General features: G+C 64.8%; 14 protein-coding genes and 1 tRNA gene. 3 read left to right on the top strand and 12 right to left on the bottom strand.

All coding sequences use genetic code 11. From position 1 onward, the window contains the following. The first annotated feature begins 51 nt into the window (after window positions 1-51). Complete coding sequence (hflX, locus tag SAMIE_RS07360; protein WP_066696991.1) at window positions 52-1,386, top strand: GTPase HflX; 1,335 nt, start codon at window positions 52-54, stop codon at window positions 1,384-1,386. 10 nt (window positions 1,387-1,396) lie between these two features. Here hflX and mazG read toward each other — a convergent pair whose 3' ends face one another. The 10 genes from mazG to SAMIE_RS07310 all read right to left on the bottom strand — a co-directional run bounded on the left by mazG (window position 1,397) and on the right by SAMIE_RS07310 (window position 10,884). Next, a complete protein-coding gene (gene mazG, locus SAMIE_RS07355) occupies window positions 1,397-2,176 on the bottom strand; it encodes a nucleoside triphosphate pyrophosphohydrolase (protein WP_066696989.1) in 780 nt (259 codons plus the stop codon). 134 nt (window positions 2,177-2,310) lie between these two features. Beyond that, complete coding sequence (locus SAMIE_RS07350) at window positions 2,311-2,940, bottom strand: retropepsin-like aspartic protease family protein (protein WP_066697634.1); 630 nt, start codon at window positions 2,938-2,940, stop codon at window positions 2,311-2,313. Then, window positions 2,940-3,731: an MBL fold metallo-hydrolase gene (locus SAMIE_RS07345; protein WP_066696987.1), complete on the bottom strand. Its 792-nt coding sequence runs from the start codon at window positions 3,729-3,731 to the stop codon at window positions 2,940-2,942. Before SAMIE_RS07345 ends, SAMIE_RS07350 begins: the two co-directional genes overlap by 1 nt. Continuing rightward, window positions 3,728-4,501, bottom strand: a complete 774-nt coding sequence (locus SAMIE_RS07340; RefSeq protein WP_066696984.1) for a TatD family hydrolase — start codon at window positions 4,499-4,501, stop codon at window positions 3,728-3,730. The genes SAMIE_RS07345 and SAMIE_RS07340 overlap by 4 nt, the downstream gene beginning before the upstream one ends. Window positions 4,502-4,505: 4 nt before the next feature. Then, window positions 4,506-6,077: a methionine--tRNA ligase gene (metG, locus tag SAMIE_RS07335; RefSeq protein ID WP_066696981.1), complete on the bottom strand. Its 1,572-nt coding sequence runs from the start codon at window positions 6,075-6,077 to the stop codon at window positions 4,506-4,508. 43 nt (window positions 6,078-6,120) lie between these two features. Next, window positions 6,121-7,089 (bottom strand): AAA family ATPase, encoded by a 969-nt coding sequence (locus tag SAMIE_RS07330; protein WP_066696978.1) that lies wholly within the window; start codon window positions 7,087-7,089, stop codon window positions 6,121-6,123. Next, the gene (gene tmk / locus SAMIE_RS07325) at window positions 7,086-7,712 is read right to left on the bottom strand and encodes a dTMP kinase (protein ID WP_066696975.1); all 627 of its coding nucleotides are present in this window, start codon (window positions 7,710-7,712) and stop codon (window positions 7,086-7,088) included. The genes SAMIE_RS07330 and tmk overlap by 4 nt, the downstream gene beginning before the upstream one ends. Further along, window positions 7,709-8,872: a D-alanyl-D-alanine carboxypeptidase family protein gene (locus tag SAMIE_RS07320; RefSeq protein WP_066696973.1), complete on the bottom strand. Its 1,164-nt coding sequence runs from the start codon at window positions 8,870-8,872 to the stop codon at window positions 7,709-7,711. The genes tmk and SAMIE_RS07320 overlap by 4 nt, the downstream gene beginning before the upstream one ends. 34 nt (window positions 8,873-8,906) lie before the next feature. After that, window positions 8,907-9,851 carry an SPOR domain-containing protein gene (locus SAMIE_RS07315; protein WP_066696970.1) on the bottom strand — a complete coding sequence of 315 codons (945 nt, stop codon included), beginning with the start codon at window positions 9,849-9,851 and terminating at the stop codon, window positions 8,907-8,909. After that, window positions 9,835-10,884 (bottom strand): lytic murein transglycosylase, encoded by a 1,050-nt coding sequence (locus SAMIE_RS07310; RefSeq protein ID WP_066697632.1) that lies wholly within the window; start codon window positions 10,882-10,884, stop codon window positions 9,835-9,837. Before SAMIE_RS07310 ends, SAMIE_RS07315 begins: the two co-directional genes overlap by 17 nt. 131 nt (window positions 10,885-11,015) lie before the next feature. On the opposite strand from SAMIE_RS07310, the gene SAMIE_RS07305 reads away from it, so the two are divergent. Together SAMIE_RS07305 and SAMIE_RS07300 are read left to right on the top strand one after the other, a co-directional pair. Then, a tRNA-Ser gene (locus tag SAMIE_RS07305) sits at window positions 11,016-11,105 on the top strand. Between the two features lie 15 nt (window positions 11,106-11,120). Next, window positions 11,121-11,504, top strand: coding sequence for a hypothetical protein (locus SAMIE_RS07300; RefSeq protein WP_066696968.1), 384 nt, complete (start codon window positions 11,121-11,123; stop codon window positions 11,502-11,504). 164 nt (window positions 11,505-11,668) lie between these two features. Here the strand turns inward: SAMIE_RS07300 and SAMIE_RS07295 are convergent, their stop codons facing one another. Both SAMIE_RS07295 and secA read right to left on the bottom strand, forming a co-directional pair. Further along, window positions 11,669-12,025, bottom strand: a complete 357-nt coding sequence (locus SAMIE_RS07295; RefSeq protein ID WP_232037393.1) for a PilZ domain-containing protein — start codon at window positions 12,023-12,025, stop codon at window positions 11,669-11,671. Window positions 12,026-12,149: 124 nt separating this feature from the next. Further along, window positions 12,150-14,885 (bottom strand): preprotein translocase subunit SecA, encoded by a 2,736-nt coding sequence (gene secA, locus SAMIE_RS07290; protein WP_066696966.1) that lies wholly within the window; start codon window positions 14,883-14,885, stop codon window positions 12,150-12,152. Between the last annotated feature and the right edge of the window lie 203 nt (window positions 14,886-15,088).

Below are 15,088 nucleotides of genomic sequence, written 5' to 3'. Positions count from 1 at the left end.
CGCCGCGTTTCCGACAGGGGAGCGGCGCGCGCGCCTGAGCGTTGAGCCGATATGGCCATTTTCAACCGCGATTCCGATGACGAGGTGGCGCGCGGCGCGCGCGCCGTCGTCGTCCATGCCGAAACCCACGGTGCCGACCGCCGCGACAGCGACGCCCGGTTGGAGGAAGCGCGCGGTCTTGCGCTCGCCATCGGCATCGACGTGCGCGCGGCGCAGGCTTTCCGCGTGCGCGACCGCAAGCCCGCGACTCTGTTCGGCAGCGGGCAGGTGGACCAGATCGCGACGCTGGTGCGGCAGGAAGAAGCCGAACTGGTCATCGTCGACAACAGCCTGTCGCCGGTCCAGCAGAGCAATCTGGAAAAGGCGTGCGAGGCCAAGGTCATCGACCGCACCGGGCTGATCCTCGAAATCTTCGGGGAGCGGGCCGCCACCAACGAAGGGCGGCTGCAGGTGGAACTGGCGCATCTCGACTATCAGGCCGGGCGGCTGGTGCGAAGCTGGACGCACCTCGAGCGGCAGCGCGGCGGCTTCGGCTTTCTCGGCGGTCCCGGCGAAACGCAGATCGAGGCGGACCGCCGCATGATCCGCGACCGCATGGCCAAGATCCGCCGCGAGCTGGATCAGGTCACGCGCACCCGCGGCCTTCACCGCGCCCGGCGGCAGCGCGCGCCATGGCCGGTGATCGCGCTGGTGGGTTATACCAACGCGGGAAAGTCCACGCTTTTCAACCGGATGACGGGATCTGACGTCATGGCGGAAGATCTGCTGTTCGCGACTCTCGATCCGACGATGCGGCAGATCACGCTGCCCGGTCTCGACAAGGCGATCCTGTCGGACACGGTGGGCTTCGTATCGGACCTGCCGACGCAGCTTATCGCCGCTTTCCGCGCCACGCTGGAGGAAGTGCTGTCCGCGGACCTCATCGTGCATGTCCGCGACATCGCTCACCCCGACAGCGATGCGCAGCGCGACGATGTGCTCGACGTGCTGGGGGAGCTTGGCGTCGCTGGCGAAGCCGCGCTGGATCGCGGGGAAGGGGAGCCGGAGCCGCCGCCGATCATCGAGGCATGGAACAAGCTCGACCTGCTCGATCCGGACACCGAAGCGCTGGCGCGGGAGCAGGCATCGCGGCGCGACGATGTGGTCATTCTTTCGGCGCTGACCGGCGAGGGGGTGGACATGCTCCAGCGCACGATCAGCGACCGCATGACGCGGGGCGCGAAAGTCTATGGCCTGCGCATCCCGGTGTCGGACGGCGCGACGCTCGCCTGGGTGCATGAGCATGGCGAAGTGCTGTCATCGACCGTCGAGGGGGAAGAGAGCCGGGTGGAGGTGCGCCTCTCCGACGCTGCTTTTGCCCGCTACAATAAGCGCGGCCACGCCTGACCGGGTCGGATCAACGGAGTTTTTCGGCCGCCTTGGCGCGTTGCCACAGTGCCTCCTGAGCGTCGAGCGGAAGCGCCGGAAATTCACCCGCCGCCATATCCTCCATCGCACGAAACCGGCGCTCGAATTTGGAATTGGCCGATCGCAGAGCGACTTCCGCATCGACGTTCAAATGCCTTGCGAGATTGACCACGGCGAAGAGGAGGTCGCCGACCTCTTCCTCTCGCGCTGCCTGATCGGGGGCCGTGCGCACTTCGTCCAGCTCTTCCTCGACCTTCGCGATCGCGCCGCCGGTGTCCGGCCAGTCGAAGCCGGTCCGCGCCGCCCGCTTCTGCAGCTTTTCCGCGCGCAGCAATGCGGGCAGGGCGGACGCCACACCTGCAAGGGCGCTGGGGTCCGGGTCTTTTTCCGCCCGCTCGGCCGCCTTGATCGCTTCCCACTGGGCGTGCCCATCCTCGCGCGGCGTGCCTTCACAGAAGATATGCGGGTGGCGGCGGATCATCTTGGCGGTGATGCCGTCGATCACATCCTGAAGCGCGAACCGGCCCGATTGTTCGGCGATCCGGCTGTGGAACACGACCTGAAGCAGCAGGTCGCCCAGCTCGTCGCACAGCGCCGCCATATCGCCGCGCTCGATTGCGTCCGCGACCTCATAGGCTTCTTCGATGGTGTATGGCGCGATTGACGCGAAGTCCTGCGCAATGTCCCACGGACAGCCGGTCGCGGGATCGCGCAGCCGCGCCATCACCTGTGCGAGCGGCATGATGTCGGCGGGGCTGGCTTGGGTCATTCAGGCGTCCAGATTTCGAGAGGGGCAGATTGAGGGCAATGAATATTTTGTTCGATAATATATATTATGTAAAATTCAGATGCAGAAAACTCCGTTAGCTGTCTACATCGCTGTCTCTTTATCCCCCGGAGAAATCATGGCGTCAGCACCATTTCGCCATTCTGCACGCCCCAGCTTTTGAGCTTCGACAACAGGTTCATGCCCACCACGTTGATATTGCCGAACGCCGGTGACACCACGACCGGCAGATCGCTCGCCGCGACCGGACCGAACGCCAGGCGCGCGACGCTCGACCGCCGGGCCTCGACCTGACCGTTGGCTGTGGTCATGACGACGCCGGGTTCCCCGACATCATAGTTGAGACCGGCAGCCCGCGCGGTTTCCTCCGACAATGCCGTGATCGTCGCGCCGCTGTCGATCAGGAAGCGTGCCGGAGTGCCATTGATGGTGCCTTCGACCCAATAATGCCCGTCGGCCGCAACCGGAATGCGCAGCGTTTCTCCCTCCGCGCGGGCCTTGGGCAAGACCGGCGTCGTATCCTGCTCTCCCACCTCGCTGCTCTGCGCGCCCCAGCGGCCTGTCAGATAGCCCTGCCGCTGTCCGAAGCTGAACAGGCCGAGCAAGGCCGCGAAGATCGCGACCCAGAGCAATGCCATGCGCACCAGTCCGCCCAGGGCCACGCGCCGTCCGATCAGGGCCGACGCCACCAATATGATCGCCAGCACATACCAGATCGTCGATGCCGCCTGATCCGTGCCGCCCATCATGCCTCCCGTTCGTTCGAAGGAACCGTCACTATCATCCCGTCATAGCCCGGTTCAACGCCCGGCGGCAGGGTCTTGCAAAGGGTCGCATAATCCATGCTCTGATCCATATGCGTCAGGACCGCGCGCTTCGGGGCCGCCGCTGCGATCCCGTCCAGCGTCATGGCAAGATGCGGATGCGTGGGGTGCGGCTTTTCCCGCAGGGCGTCCACGACCCAGAGATCAAGCCCGTCGAACAGCGCCAGCATGTCCGGCGTTATATCATGAAAATCCGTGGCATAGCCGACATGGCTGCCGCCGTGGCTGAAGCGGAAGCCGGTGGAATATATGTGCCCATGCGGCATATCGACGCACGCGACCATGATGTCCCCGATCCGCAGCCCATCGGGCAGATCGTGCGCCGCGATGGTGGGCGGATAACCCTCCCGGCCTTCGAAGGCGTAGGTGAAGCGGCCGCGCAGATGCTCCATGGTTTTCGCCCGGCCATAACCCGGCACGGCGGCGCGGCGGCGATGGAATATCTGCCGCACATCGTCGATGCCATGGCAATGATCGGCATGGTCATGCGTCCACAGGATCGCGTCGATGTCGATCACGTCCGCCGCCAGCAACTGCTGCCGCATGTCGGGCGAGGTATCGACGAGGATTCGCGTCGTCGCGCTCTCGACCAGAATGGACACGCGCGTGCGCCGGTTCTTCGGCTCGTTCGGATCGCAATCGCCCCAGTCATTCCCGATGCGCGGCACGCCCGAGGAGGTGCCGCACCCCAGGATCGTGACGGTCAGGCTCATGCGACCTTCGAAAAGAGCGTGCGGAAGTTGGCCGAAGTCGCCTCGGCCAGTCGCTCGACGCTTTCCCCCCTCAGTTCGGCGAGGAAGCGGGCGGTATCGGCGACATAGGCCGGCTCGCACGGCTTGCCGCGATGCGGGACGGGCGCGAGGAAGGGCGAGTCCGTTTCGATCAGCAGCCGGTCGAGCGGCAGGCGCTTCGCCGTCTCCTGAAGATCCTTCGCGCTTTTGAAGGTCACGATGCCCGAAAGGCTGATGTAGAAGCCCAGATCCATCGCGGCATCGGCAAAGGCGCCGCTGGCGGTGAAACAGTGGATGACGCCGCCATAAGCCCCCTCCTCCCTCTCTTCGCGCAGGATGGCGAGCGTGTCCTTCTCGGCATCGCGGGTGTGGACGATAAGCGGCAATCCGGTCTCTCGGCAGGCGGCGATATGCGCGCGAAAGCTGCGCCGCTGACGGTCCCGGTCGCTATGGTCGTAATAATAATCGAGGCCGGTTTCGCCGATCCCGACGACACGCGGATGCGCCGCCCGTTCGACCAGCTTGGCGGTATCGACATGGGGATGCTCGTCGGCTTCGTGGGGATGAATGCCGACCGTCGCCCACACGTCCGGCGCGCGGATCGCGGTGCCGAGCACATCGTCCCACTCGCTTTCGCGGGTGGCGATGTTGAGCATCGTCGTCACGCCCCGGTCCCGCGCGCGTTGCAGGACGTTGCCCTGATCCTCGACCAAGCCTTTGTAATTCAGGTGGCAATGGCTGTCGATCAGCACGGCGTCACGCCTCCTGCGCGTCGGGCAGTTCCAGACGCGGGAAGAGCGGCCTCGGCGCTTCGATGGTGAAGCCGCTCTGGACAAGGTCATCATACCAGTTCGATCCGATGGCGTCATACCGGCGCTTGTCCGCCGGCACGCCCATATGGTCGAGCAGGGCGGCGGCGCTCGCCGGAATGACGGGCAGGATGGCGACCGCGAGTTGCGCGATGGCGACATAGAGCGTCGCCAGCACCACCTCCATCCGCTCGGGATCGGTCTTGCGCAGGGTCCATGGTGCCTGCGCGTCGATATACTGGTTGCAGGCGAAGGCGGCGCGCAGCCAGTGGTCGATGGCCACGGACGGGGCCAGTTCGTCCATGGCTTTGGGCATGTCCATCCGCACGGCGCGGTCGATCAGCGTGAGCAGTTCTTCGTCTGCCTCGGCCCGATTGTTGATCGCCGGAAGCCGCCCGCCCAGATTCTTGGCGATGAAGCTCAACGTCCGCTGAGCGAGATTGCCGAATGCGTTGCCAAGATCGCTGTTCGAGCGCTGGACGATGGCTTCCGCGCTGTAGCTGCCGTCATTGCCGAAGGTGACTTCGGACAGCAGGAAATAGCGGAGCTGATCGACGCCGAATGTGTCAGCCAGAGCCATCGGGTCGGCGACATTGCCGACCGACTTCGACATTTTCTCGCCGCGGTTGAGGAGGAAGCCATGGCCGAACACCCGGCGCGGCAGCGGCAGCTTCGCGCTCATCAGGAAGGCTGGCCAGTAAACGGTATGAAAACGCACGATATCCTTGCCGATGATGTGCGTGATGTCGCCGCCCTCCGCCCAGTAGCGCGCCATGCGATCGGCGTCGTCGGGATAGCCGCAGCCGGTCAGATAATTGGTGAGCGCGTCCACCCACACATACATGACATGCCCCTCCGCGCCCGGAACCTTGACGCCCCAGTCGAAGCTGGTGCGCGAGACGCTGAGGTCGGACAGCCCGCCTTCGACGAAGCGCAGGATTTCGTTGCGGCGGCTTTCGGGCTGGATGAAGTCGGGCTGATCGCGATAAAGCGCCAGCAGACGGTCCTGATAGGCGGACAGGCGGAAGAACCAGCTTTCCTCCACCGTCCATTCGACCGGCGTGCCCTGCGGCGAGAGCTTTGCGCCCCCTTCCCCCTCGACAATCTCTTTCTCGTCGTAAAAGGCTTCGTCGCGGACCGAATACCAGCCTTCATAGCGGCCGAGATAGAGGTCGCCGCTGGCCTCCATCGCCTGCCAGATCGCCTGACTGGCGCGGTGATGATCCGGCTCGCTGGTACGGATGAAGCGATCATAGCTGATGTTCAGCCTGTCGTTCATCTCCCTGAAATAGGACGCCATTTCATCCGCTAGCGCACGCGGTTCGATACCCCTCGCCCGCGCCGTCTGCGCCATTTTCAGGCCATGTTCGTCGGTGCCGGTCTGGAAGAAGACGTCGCGCCCCATCATCCGCTGGAAACGGGCGATCGCGTCGGTGGCGATCACTTCATAGGCGTGGCCGATATGCGGGCGGCCATTGGGATAGGAGATGGCGGTGGTGATCGTGAAAGGCTTCGACATGCCGCCTCCCTACCTTCTGATCGCCCCGCCGCAAAGCCGCTTTTCAGGGCGGTGGCGCAAGCGCGGAGACATGGCCCGCCAGTTCGAACACCACCGCTGCGGGATCGAGCGACAGGATGACGGCGCCGCCCGCCAGATGGCGCGCCTTCTCCCAACGGTCGAGCGCATCGCCCAGCGCCGCGCCCCGCCGGTGCCGCGCCGCTTCGGCGATGAAGGCGGGCGCGCGTTCCAGAAACGCCTCATATCGCGGTCTCGCCGATTTCAGCGCGAGCGCCTTCGCCAGAGCCAGCTTCTGCCGGTTGCCGGGATCGGGCGCGGACGCCAGCCCGGCCAGCGCCCGTTCGATGTCGGACAGATTGAGTCCCGCATAGCGCAGCGCCTGCCCCGGCGACCCGTTGCCCGCGCGCACCAGCGCATCGACCTCCTGCGGAGACAGTGTTTCGTCGGCTCCCCTCAGCACCGCGCGCATCGCCGCGTCGTCCAGCGGATCGAAGCGGAGCGTGCGGCAACGCGACCGGATCGTCGGCAGCAATCGTCCCGGCGCGTGGCTGACGAGGAAAAACAGCAGGTTGGCGGGTGGCTCTTCCAGAATTTTGAGAAGGGCGTTGGCCGCGCCGCGCTCCAGATCGTCGGCGCTGTCGATCAGGATGATCCGCCGTTCGGACAGCGAAGGCGCCGACTGGATCAGCCGCTGAAGGCCGCGCACCTGATCCACGCTGATGTTGCGGGCGGTGACGCCATCCTTCTCCAGTGGTGACAGTTCGGCATAGTCGGGATGCGCCGACGCTTCGATCAGCTTGCGGATCGGGTGATCGTCGGGCACATCCAGCCCGTCTCCGGGGACCGCAGGGCCAGCCGCGTCCGCCAGCAGCCGCATCGCCAGCGAGCGGGCGAAACCGCCCTTCCCGATTCCCCTAGGACCGGCCAATATCCAGCCATGATGCATCCGCCCGCCTGCGGCCGACGCGAGCAGCATCCGCGCTTGCGCATCATGCCCCAGCAGGCGCGTCACGGCAGCAGGTCCGCGATGGCGGCGAGGAGCCGGGCCGTCACATCCTCCACTTGACCGGAAGCGTCGACCGCCCGAACCCTCGCCCGCTCCGTTTCGGCAAAGCTGACGAAGGCTTCGCTGACCGCGCGATGAAAGTCGCTGGATCGCCCTCCGATCCGGTCCGTTGCGTCGCCATCGCGCGCCTGCGCCCGGCTCGCGGCCTGATCCTCCGGCAGGGTCAGAAGAAGCGTCCGGTCGGGCAGGAAGCCGCCGCTGCCGATGCGGTGCAGCGTCACGATGTCTGCGTCAGTGAGGTCGCCCTGCCCCTGATAGGCGCGGCTCGAATCGAGAAAACGGTCGGACAGAACCCATGCGCCCCGCACCAGCGCGGGGCGGATCGTCTTTTCGACATGGTCCGCGCGCGCGGCGGCGAACAGCAGCGCTTCGGCGCGTGGACTCCATCGGTCGGCGCCGCCCGTCAGCAGCAGCGTGCGGATCGCCTCCGCCCCGTCGCTGCCGCCCGGCTCGCGCGTCTCGACGACCTCGATGCCGCGCTGGCGTAGAGCCTGCGCCAGCGCGCGGAGCTGCGTCGATTTGCCCGCCCCCTCGCCGCCTTCCAGCGTGATGAAGCGCCCGGTGGTCAAGCGAAGAGCGACTTCATGCCGTTCCACAGCCGGCCGAAGAAGCCCGCCTCGCTCACATCCTCACCCGCCACCAGCGGCATGATCTGCGGCGGCGTGTCGGGCGTCTGCACGATGAGCTGCGCGATCTGCTGGCCTTTCGCGATGGGCGCCTTGATCGGGCCGGTGTAAACGACCTTCACCTGCACATTGGCAGATGCCGTGCGCGGCATCGTGACGGCCAGATTCTGCGGGGCGACCAGAGGCACGCTCGTCGCGCTGCCCAGTTGCACCTCGGCAGTTTCGACCGTCTGCCCCTTTTTGAACAGCGGCTGCGCCTTCCAAGCCTTGAAGCCCCAGTCCATGAAGCGGACCGATTCGGAAATCCGGCTGTTGAAGGTCGGCAGGCCCGCGACCACCATCACCAGCCGGCGGCCATCCTGTTCCGCCGATCCCGTGAAGCCATAGCCCGCTTCCTCGGTATGCCCGGTCTTGAGGCCGTCCGCCCCCGCGATCTTGCCCAGGATGGGATTGCGGTTGGCCTGCTGGATGTCGGCCCCGCCCATGGTCTTGCCCCAGGTGAAGGACGTGGTGGCGTAGAAGCGCTTGTAGAGGTCGGGCGTCTCCTCGACCGTGGCCTGCGCCAGCTTGGCAAGATCCTCCGCCGTCACATAGGTGACGCCTTCATCGGGCCAGCCGTTGCTGGTGCCGAAATGGCTGTTCCGAAGGCCGAGCCGCTTGGCCTCCTCGTTCATCAGCGCGACGAAAGCCTGCTCCGTTCCCGCGATCCCTTCGGCCAGAACGACGCAGGCATCGTTGCCCGACAGCGTCACGATGCCGTGCAGAAGATTTTCGACCGATACCTGCTCGCCCGCGGAAAGGAACATGGTCGAACCGGCGGCGGGACCGTGCCACTGCTTCCACGTTTCGGGGCGAACGGTGAATTTCGTGTCGAGCTTCAGATCGCCCTTCTGGATCAGGCGGAAGGCGACATGCGCCGTCATCATCTTGGCCATGGAGGCGGGCGGCATCCGCGTTTCGCCGCCCTTGTCGTAAAGCACCGCGCCCGACGACAGATCCTTCATATAAGCGATCGGCGCTTCGCTGGTATAGGGCGGCGCGGCGGCGATCAGCGGCGATGCCAGCAACCCGGCGGCGAGGAGGATAGCAAGGCTCTTCTTCATGGTCTTCAAGTCTTTCACTTCCCCGGAATCGCGTCTAGCGCCCGTCATGCGGGATGACGGAGCCATTCTCAACCCCCTTGGCGGCGGCAGTCTTCAGCGCCGCCTGCGCCGCCTCCCGCGTCGCGAACGGTCCCATCCGCACGCGCCAGAGAGCGCCCGCCTGTTCCACCCGTCCACCCACGCGACCGGCCAGAGCCTTCGCCCGCGCCTGCGTGGAAAAGGCGCCGAGCTGAACGATGTAGCGGCCATCGGGCGCGGTCGCCTTCACAGGCGCGGGAGCCGGAATGACCGCTTTTGGCGGCGCTTTGGGAGGTGGAGCGGCCGTTGGAGGAGACGGGCGGTCGAAGTCCGCGCCGGGGCGGGATCTGGCGACCGGCTCCGCTTTGGCAGGACGGACGGGCGGCGCTGCCGCATGGGCCGGAGCCGGAGGCAACTTCGCGCGCAGAGCCTTGAGCAGCGGGGCGGGCGTCGGCAGCCGTTCCGCCGCCCTGCCCCCGGACCGCAGGATGGCGCGCTCCTGCTCGGGCGGGTTTACACGCCGAACGCGCACTGCGCCCCCTGCCGCTACTCCGAGCTGCGCCGCTGCTCCCGGCGACAGGGCAATGATCCGGTCATTGGCCATCGGGCCGCGGTCGTTCAGGCGGCCAAGTATCGTCCGCCCGCTATCGAGCGCCGTCACTTCGACATAGGCTGGCAGCGGAAGCGTTTTATGGGCGCCCACGACGCTATCGGGGGCAAATGCCTCGCCCGTGACGGTCTTGCCGTCCCTGCTCCCAGCGTCGGTCAGTGCGGCATAGCCGACCTCGTCATAATAAACGGGATCGGCGGGTGTATAGGTCGTCCCGCCCACATCATAAGGCGCGCCCAGCACGGCTGGTCCGTCGACCGCCGGCCCACGGCTCTGCCCGAGTCCTGCGTCCGGCCATGCCGCCGCCAGCAGCAGGATGGCGAGCGCCGCGCCTTTATTGTTTGACCGCATCCGCCAGCAACCCCACCGACAAGGCATAGAAATTGGAACAGTTATAGTCCAGGATCGCGCGATAGTTGCCGGTCAGCAGATAGGCGGTCTTGCCCGGCCCGTCCGGCTCCAGCAGGGTCGCGAGCACCGTGTCGCCCGGCCAGATCGTCCCCTGCACCGCCAATCCCATGCGCCGCCATTCCGCCATCGTCAACCAGCGGCTGTGCCGGTTGAAGACGCGCGGGCAGCGCGGTGGATTGGTCCGCGCCGCGACGGAAGCGCGGTCGAAACCGGAGGGCACGGTGACGGCGACACCCCAAGGCTGCCCCCTGCGCCAGCCCGACTGCACGAAATAATTGGCGATGGATGCCAGAGCATCGGCCTCACTGGTCCAGATATCGGCCTTGCCGTCGCCATCGCCGTCCCTTGCGAGGCGCAGATAGACGCTCGGCAGGAACTGCGGATATCCCGTCGCGCCGGCCCAGCTCCCGACGAGGCGGCTGCGCGGGACGCCGTTGTCCAGCATCTTGAGTGTCGCGAGCAGCTCCGGTTCGAACAGGTCGCGCCGACGCCCTTCCCACGACAGGGTCGCGAGCGAGCGGATCAGGTCGAAATCGCCGACATAGGAGCCATAGTTCGTCTCATGCCCGTAGATCGCGACCATGATCTCGTCCGGCACGCCCGTTTCCGCCTCGATGCGGGCGAGCCTGGTCCGGTTCGCCTGATAGACCGCCCGCCCCCGGCCGATCCGCGCGGCGTCGACATGCGCGCGGCGATAGGGTTCGAAATTCGGAATGGGGGAATAGGCTCCGCCGCCCGGCTGGTTCCGGTCCAGCTCGACCACGCGGGGGTTGGGCGTCAGCGTCGGATAGACCGCATCGAGCGTCGCGTCGGAAATTCCCATCGCCCGTGCCCTTGGCCGCAGGCTTTCGAGATAGGCGCGAAATCCTGCGTCATCCTGCGCCCGTGCGGCCTGCTGCGGCATTAGCCCGCACGCGACACCCGTGACCGCGAGGAGCAAAGACAGGGAAAGAACACGCCAAGAATCTCGCATGCGCATGTTGTGGCACAGGCCATGCGACCCGCGAAACCCCTTATCGGACCATCCGCGCAATCGGGCGACGAATGGAGCGGGCGCGTTTTTGTTCTTGGCAAGCGGCACGGGCGCGCTAGGAAGCAGGCGACGGACAGGTGGCCGAGTGGTTTAAGGCAGCGGTCTTGAAAACCGCCGTGGGTTTACGCTCACCGTGGGTTCGAATCCCACCCTGTCCGCCATCCTTTAGGTGATCCATGAAACAGGCGGTGGCAATCGTTGGTTTGAGCGTTCTTATCAGCGCGTGTTCCGACCCTTGCGTCAATACCATTGTTTCGAAGGTCAATTCTCCCGATGGTCTGCATAGCGTCATTTTGTTCCAACGCGACTGTGGCGTAACAACCGGCTTCTCAACGCACATCTCCGTTCTCGTTAGGGACGAGGCGCTGACGGAGAGCGGCAATGCGTTCCGGGCCGATGACGACCATGGTGCTGCGCGTGTCGGTGAATGGGAAGGATCATGGGCAAGCGTGACGTGGCTCACCAATGACCAGCTACTCATTAGATACGCTCAGGCGTCTCGTATCTTCAAGCAGGCGGCAAACGTGGACGGCGTGCAAATCACTTACAAGGTTGATTGAACCGCACCCCACGCCCGAAGGCGCAGGGTGCTGGCAGCGTCAGGGCGGAAGGAGTGTCGCCCATCCCGCTGCTGCGGATGTTCGATTAACGAGGGACCGTCCGCTGGTCATCGGCGCGGCACCGTCACCACGCGGCGCTGGAGTGCCCGGAGGCCCGCCACCGTTCAGGCGTAGCGGTTCTGGCCGACGCGTTGCAGGGTGATGATCGGGGCTGTGTCCTGCATCAGTCTGGCGTCTTCGATGAAGGCATCGGGATCGACCGCGTGGCTCAGGAGCAGGCCGCAACGGTCCGGCCCTTCCCATATCACGGTGCCTTCTATCTCCAGCCCTCCCGCGACCAGCGTGACCTTTTTGCCGACCGGCGGCAGCCATCCGCCGATCAGCAGAGCGCCATAAATGGAGATATTGCGGATCGTCACCGGCTGCTGGAATTCCTCCCAACGGAGAGATGCGTCGATATCCGCATGGCTGCGGTTGTCCCGCGGCTGTTCGGTCCTCGCCCGATAGGAAACATGATCCAAGGCAGTTCTCCTGACCCGTCATCCCCACAAGCGAACATGATCGTGCCAAGAAGTTGATGAAGAGCCAAGAAAACTGGTTAATGCGTTCTAATCAGGCAGAAATATCATTCCTTCGCCGATGGGGTCAGGCCAGTGCGCCATGGCAGTGTTTGTATTTCTGACCCGAACCGCACGGGCAGGGCGCGTTGCGGCTGATGTCGAGGTTGGCGAACTCGCCGTCCTGTCCGCCGCCCACAGGTGCGCGAGGAATAGCTGTGGTGATGATGCCCTGCTGACCCGCGTCGATGTCGGCGCTGTTGTCCTCGCCCGAGAAGGGGTCGATGTGCGTCGTGATGAAATCGGGCAGCACGGGCAGCGCGAAATCCTCCATCGGCGGCTGCTCCATGCGGAACTGGACGCGGGCGATGGAGCCGGTCACATCCTCGCGGATATTTTCCAGCATGCGTTCGAACAGGGCGAAGGCTTCCTGCTTATATTCGTTGATCGGCGTTTTCTGCGCATAGGCGCGCAGATGCACCACCTGACGCAGCGCGTCGAGCGTCGCCAGATGCTCTTTCCAGTGATGGTCGAGGCTCTGGAGCAGGATCGACTTTTCGATCATGTGCCAGTCACCAGCGTCGAGTTCGGCGACCTTGGCGGCCACGGCTTCGTCGGCGAGGGCCACGAGCCTTTCCTCGATCATTTCGGGATCGACCTGATCCTCCGCGAGCCACGCGTCGAAGTCCGGTTCGAGGCCCAGTATTTCAACCGTGCGGGCCTTCAGCCGTTCGATGTCCCACTGTTCGGGATAGGTGCCGGGGGGGCAGGATGCGCCGACCAGATCGTTGACCGTTTCATGCCGCATGTCGGTGACGACATCGTCGACCGTGTCCGCGTCCATGATGTCGCTGCGCTGTTCGTAGATCACCTTGCGCTGATCGTTCATCACATCGTCATATTCGACGACCTGCTTGCGGATGTCATAGTTGCGCGCCTCGACCTTCTTCTGCGCGGTCTCGATGGCCTTGCTGAGCCAGCGCGAAGGCGGCAGCGCCTCGCCATCCTCGAGGTTTGAGCGGATCATCTTGGCGAACATCGTGTCCGGGCCGAAGATGCGCATCAGATCGTCGTCGAGGCTGAGGTAGAAGCGCGACAGGCCCGGATCGCCCTGACGGCCTGAGCGGCCGCGAAGCTGGTTGTCGATGCGGCGGCTTTCATGCCGTTCCGTGGCGAGCACGAAAAGGCCGCCCGCATCCAGAACTTCCTGCTTCTCGACTTCGATCTCCCCCTCGATCCGTTTGATCGCCGCTTCGCGCTCGGCTCCCTCGGGCACGTCGCGCAGTTCGTCCTCGACCCGCATTTCGAGGTTGCCGCCCAGCTTGATGTCGGTGCCGCGCCCGGCCATGTTCGTGGCGATCGTGACCGCGCCCTTGCGGCCCGCCTGCGCGACGATATGCGCTTCCATCTCGTGAAAACGGGCGTTCAGAACCGCATGCTCGACCCCTTCCTGCGTCAGGAAGTCGGACAGCATTTCCGATTTTTCGATGGAGACAGTGCCGACGAGGACAGGCTGCCCCTTTTCCTGATGTTCCTTGATGGTGCGCGCGATGCCGCGGAACTTGTCTTCCTGATTCTTGTAGAAAGTGTCTTCCTCATCCACCCGCTGCACCGGCCTGTTGGTAGGGATGGTGACGACATTCATCTTGTAGATTTCGTAAAATTCGGTGGCCTCGGTCGCGGCCGTGCCCGTCATGCCCGACAGTTTGGGATACATGCGGAAATAATTCTGGAAGGTGATGGACGCGAGCGTCTGGTTCTCCGGCTCGATCTGGACGCCTTCCTTGGCTTCCACCGCCTGATGCAGGCCATCGGACCAGCGGCGGCCGTCCATCATGCGGCCGGTGAATTCGTCGATAATGACGATCTTGTCGTCCTTGACGATATAGTCGATGTCGCGGCGGAACATGACGTTGGCGCGCAGCGCCTGGTTCACATGGTGAACGACGGCGGTATTTTCGAAGTCGTAAAGGTTCGCGCCCTGAAGCAGGCCCGCTTCCTCCAGCATCCGCTCGATCTTCTCGGTGCCGTCTTCGGTCAGCGTGACGTTGCGCTGCTTCTCGTCCTTCTCATAATCGCTTTCGACGATCTGCTTCACGATCTGATCGACGGCGACATAAAGCTCCGACTTGTCGTCGGTGGGACCGGAAATGATGAGCGGCGTGCGCGCTTCGTCGATCAGGATCGAGTCCACCTCGTCGACGATCGCATAGTTGAAGGGCCGCTGGACCATCGAGCCGCGATCGAATTTCATATTGTCGCGCAGATAGTCGAAGCCGAGTTCGTTGTTCGTTGCATAGGTGATGTCGGCAGCATAGGCTTCGCGTCGCTGGTCTTCCGACAGGTTGGGCACGATGACGCCGGTGGTGAGGCCCAGAAAACGGTAGACCTGACCCATCCATTCACAGTCGCGGGTCGCCAGATAATCGTTCACGGTGACGACGTGAACGCCCTTCCCCTCCAGCGCATTGAGGTAGGTCGCGAGCGTCGCGACCAGCGTCTTGCCCTCACCTGTGCGCATTTCGGCGATCTCGCCCCGATGGAGCACGATGCCGCCGACCATCTGCACATCGAAATGGCGCATCCCCAGCACCCGGATCGACGCTTCCCGCACGGTTGCGAAGGCCTCGGGCAGCAGGTCGTCCAGCGTCTCGCTCGCCGCCAGCCGTTCGCGGAAGCGCGCCGTCTGCGCCACCAGTTCGTCGTCGCTCATCGCCTGGACCGTCGGCTCGAAGGAGGCGATCCTGTCGACGGTCCTGCCCAGCGATTTCACATAGCGTTCGTTGGACGATCCGAAGATGGACTTGGCGAGTGCGCCGAACATGCAGATTCCTGACAAAAAGGGTGCGCGCAGACGTTGGACGACATGCGCGCGTGGATGCGCCGCGATTTAGGCACGGCACGTCCTTTAGTCAATCAGACTGGCCGTGATCCGGCGCTGAACCGAGGCTGCGGGCTTCCCCTGTCGCGTGGATGTCATGGGCGGCGGGCATGCGGCTTTGGTCCGGCCGTGGCGTCATGTGGCCG

The sequence above is a fragment of the Sphingobium amiense genome (genome assembly GCF_003967075.1).
GTDB lineage: Bacteria > Pseudomonadota > Alphaproteobacteria > Sphingomonadales > Sphingomonadaceae > Sphingobium > Sphingobium amiense.
Note: the sequence above shows the minus strand (reverse complement) of the source record. Positions and strands in the feature narration are given on the sequence as shown.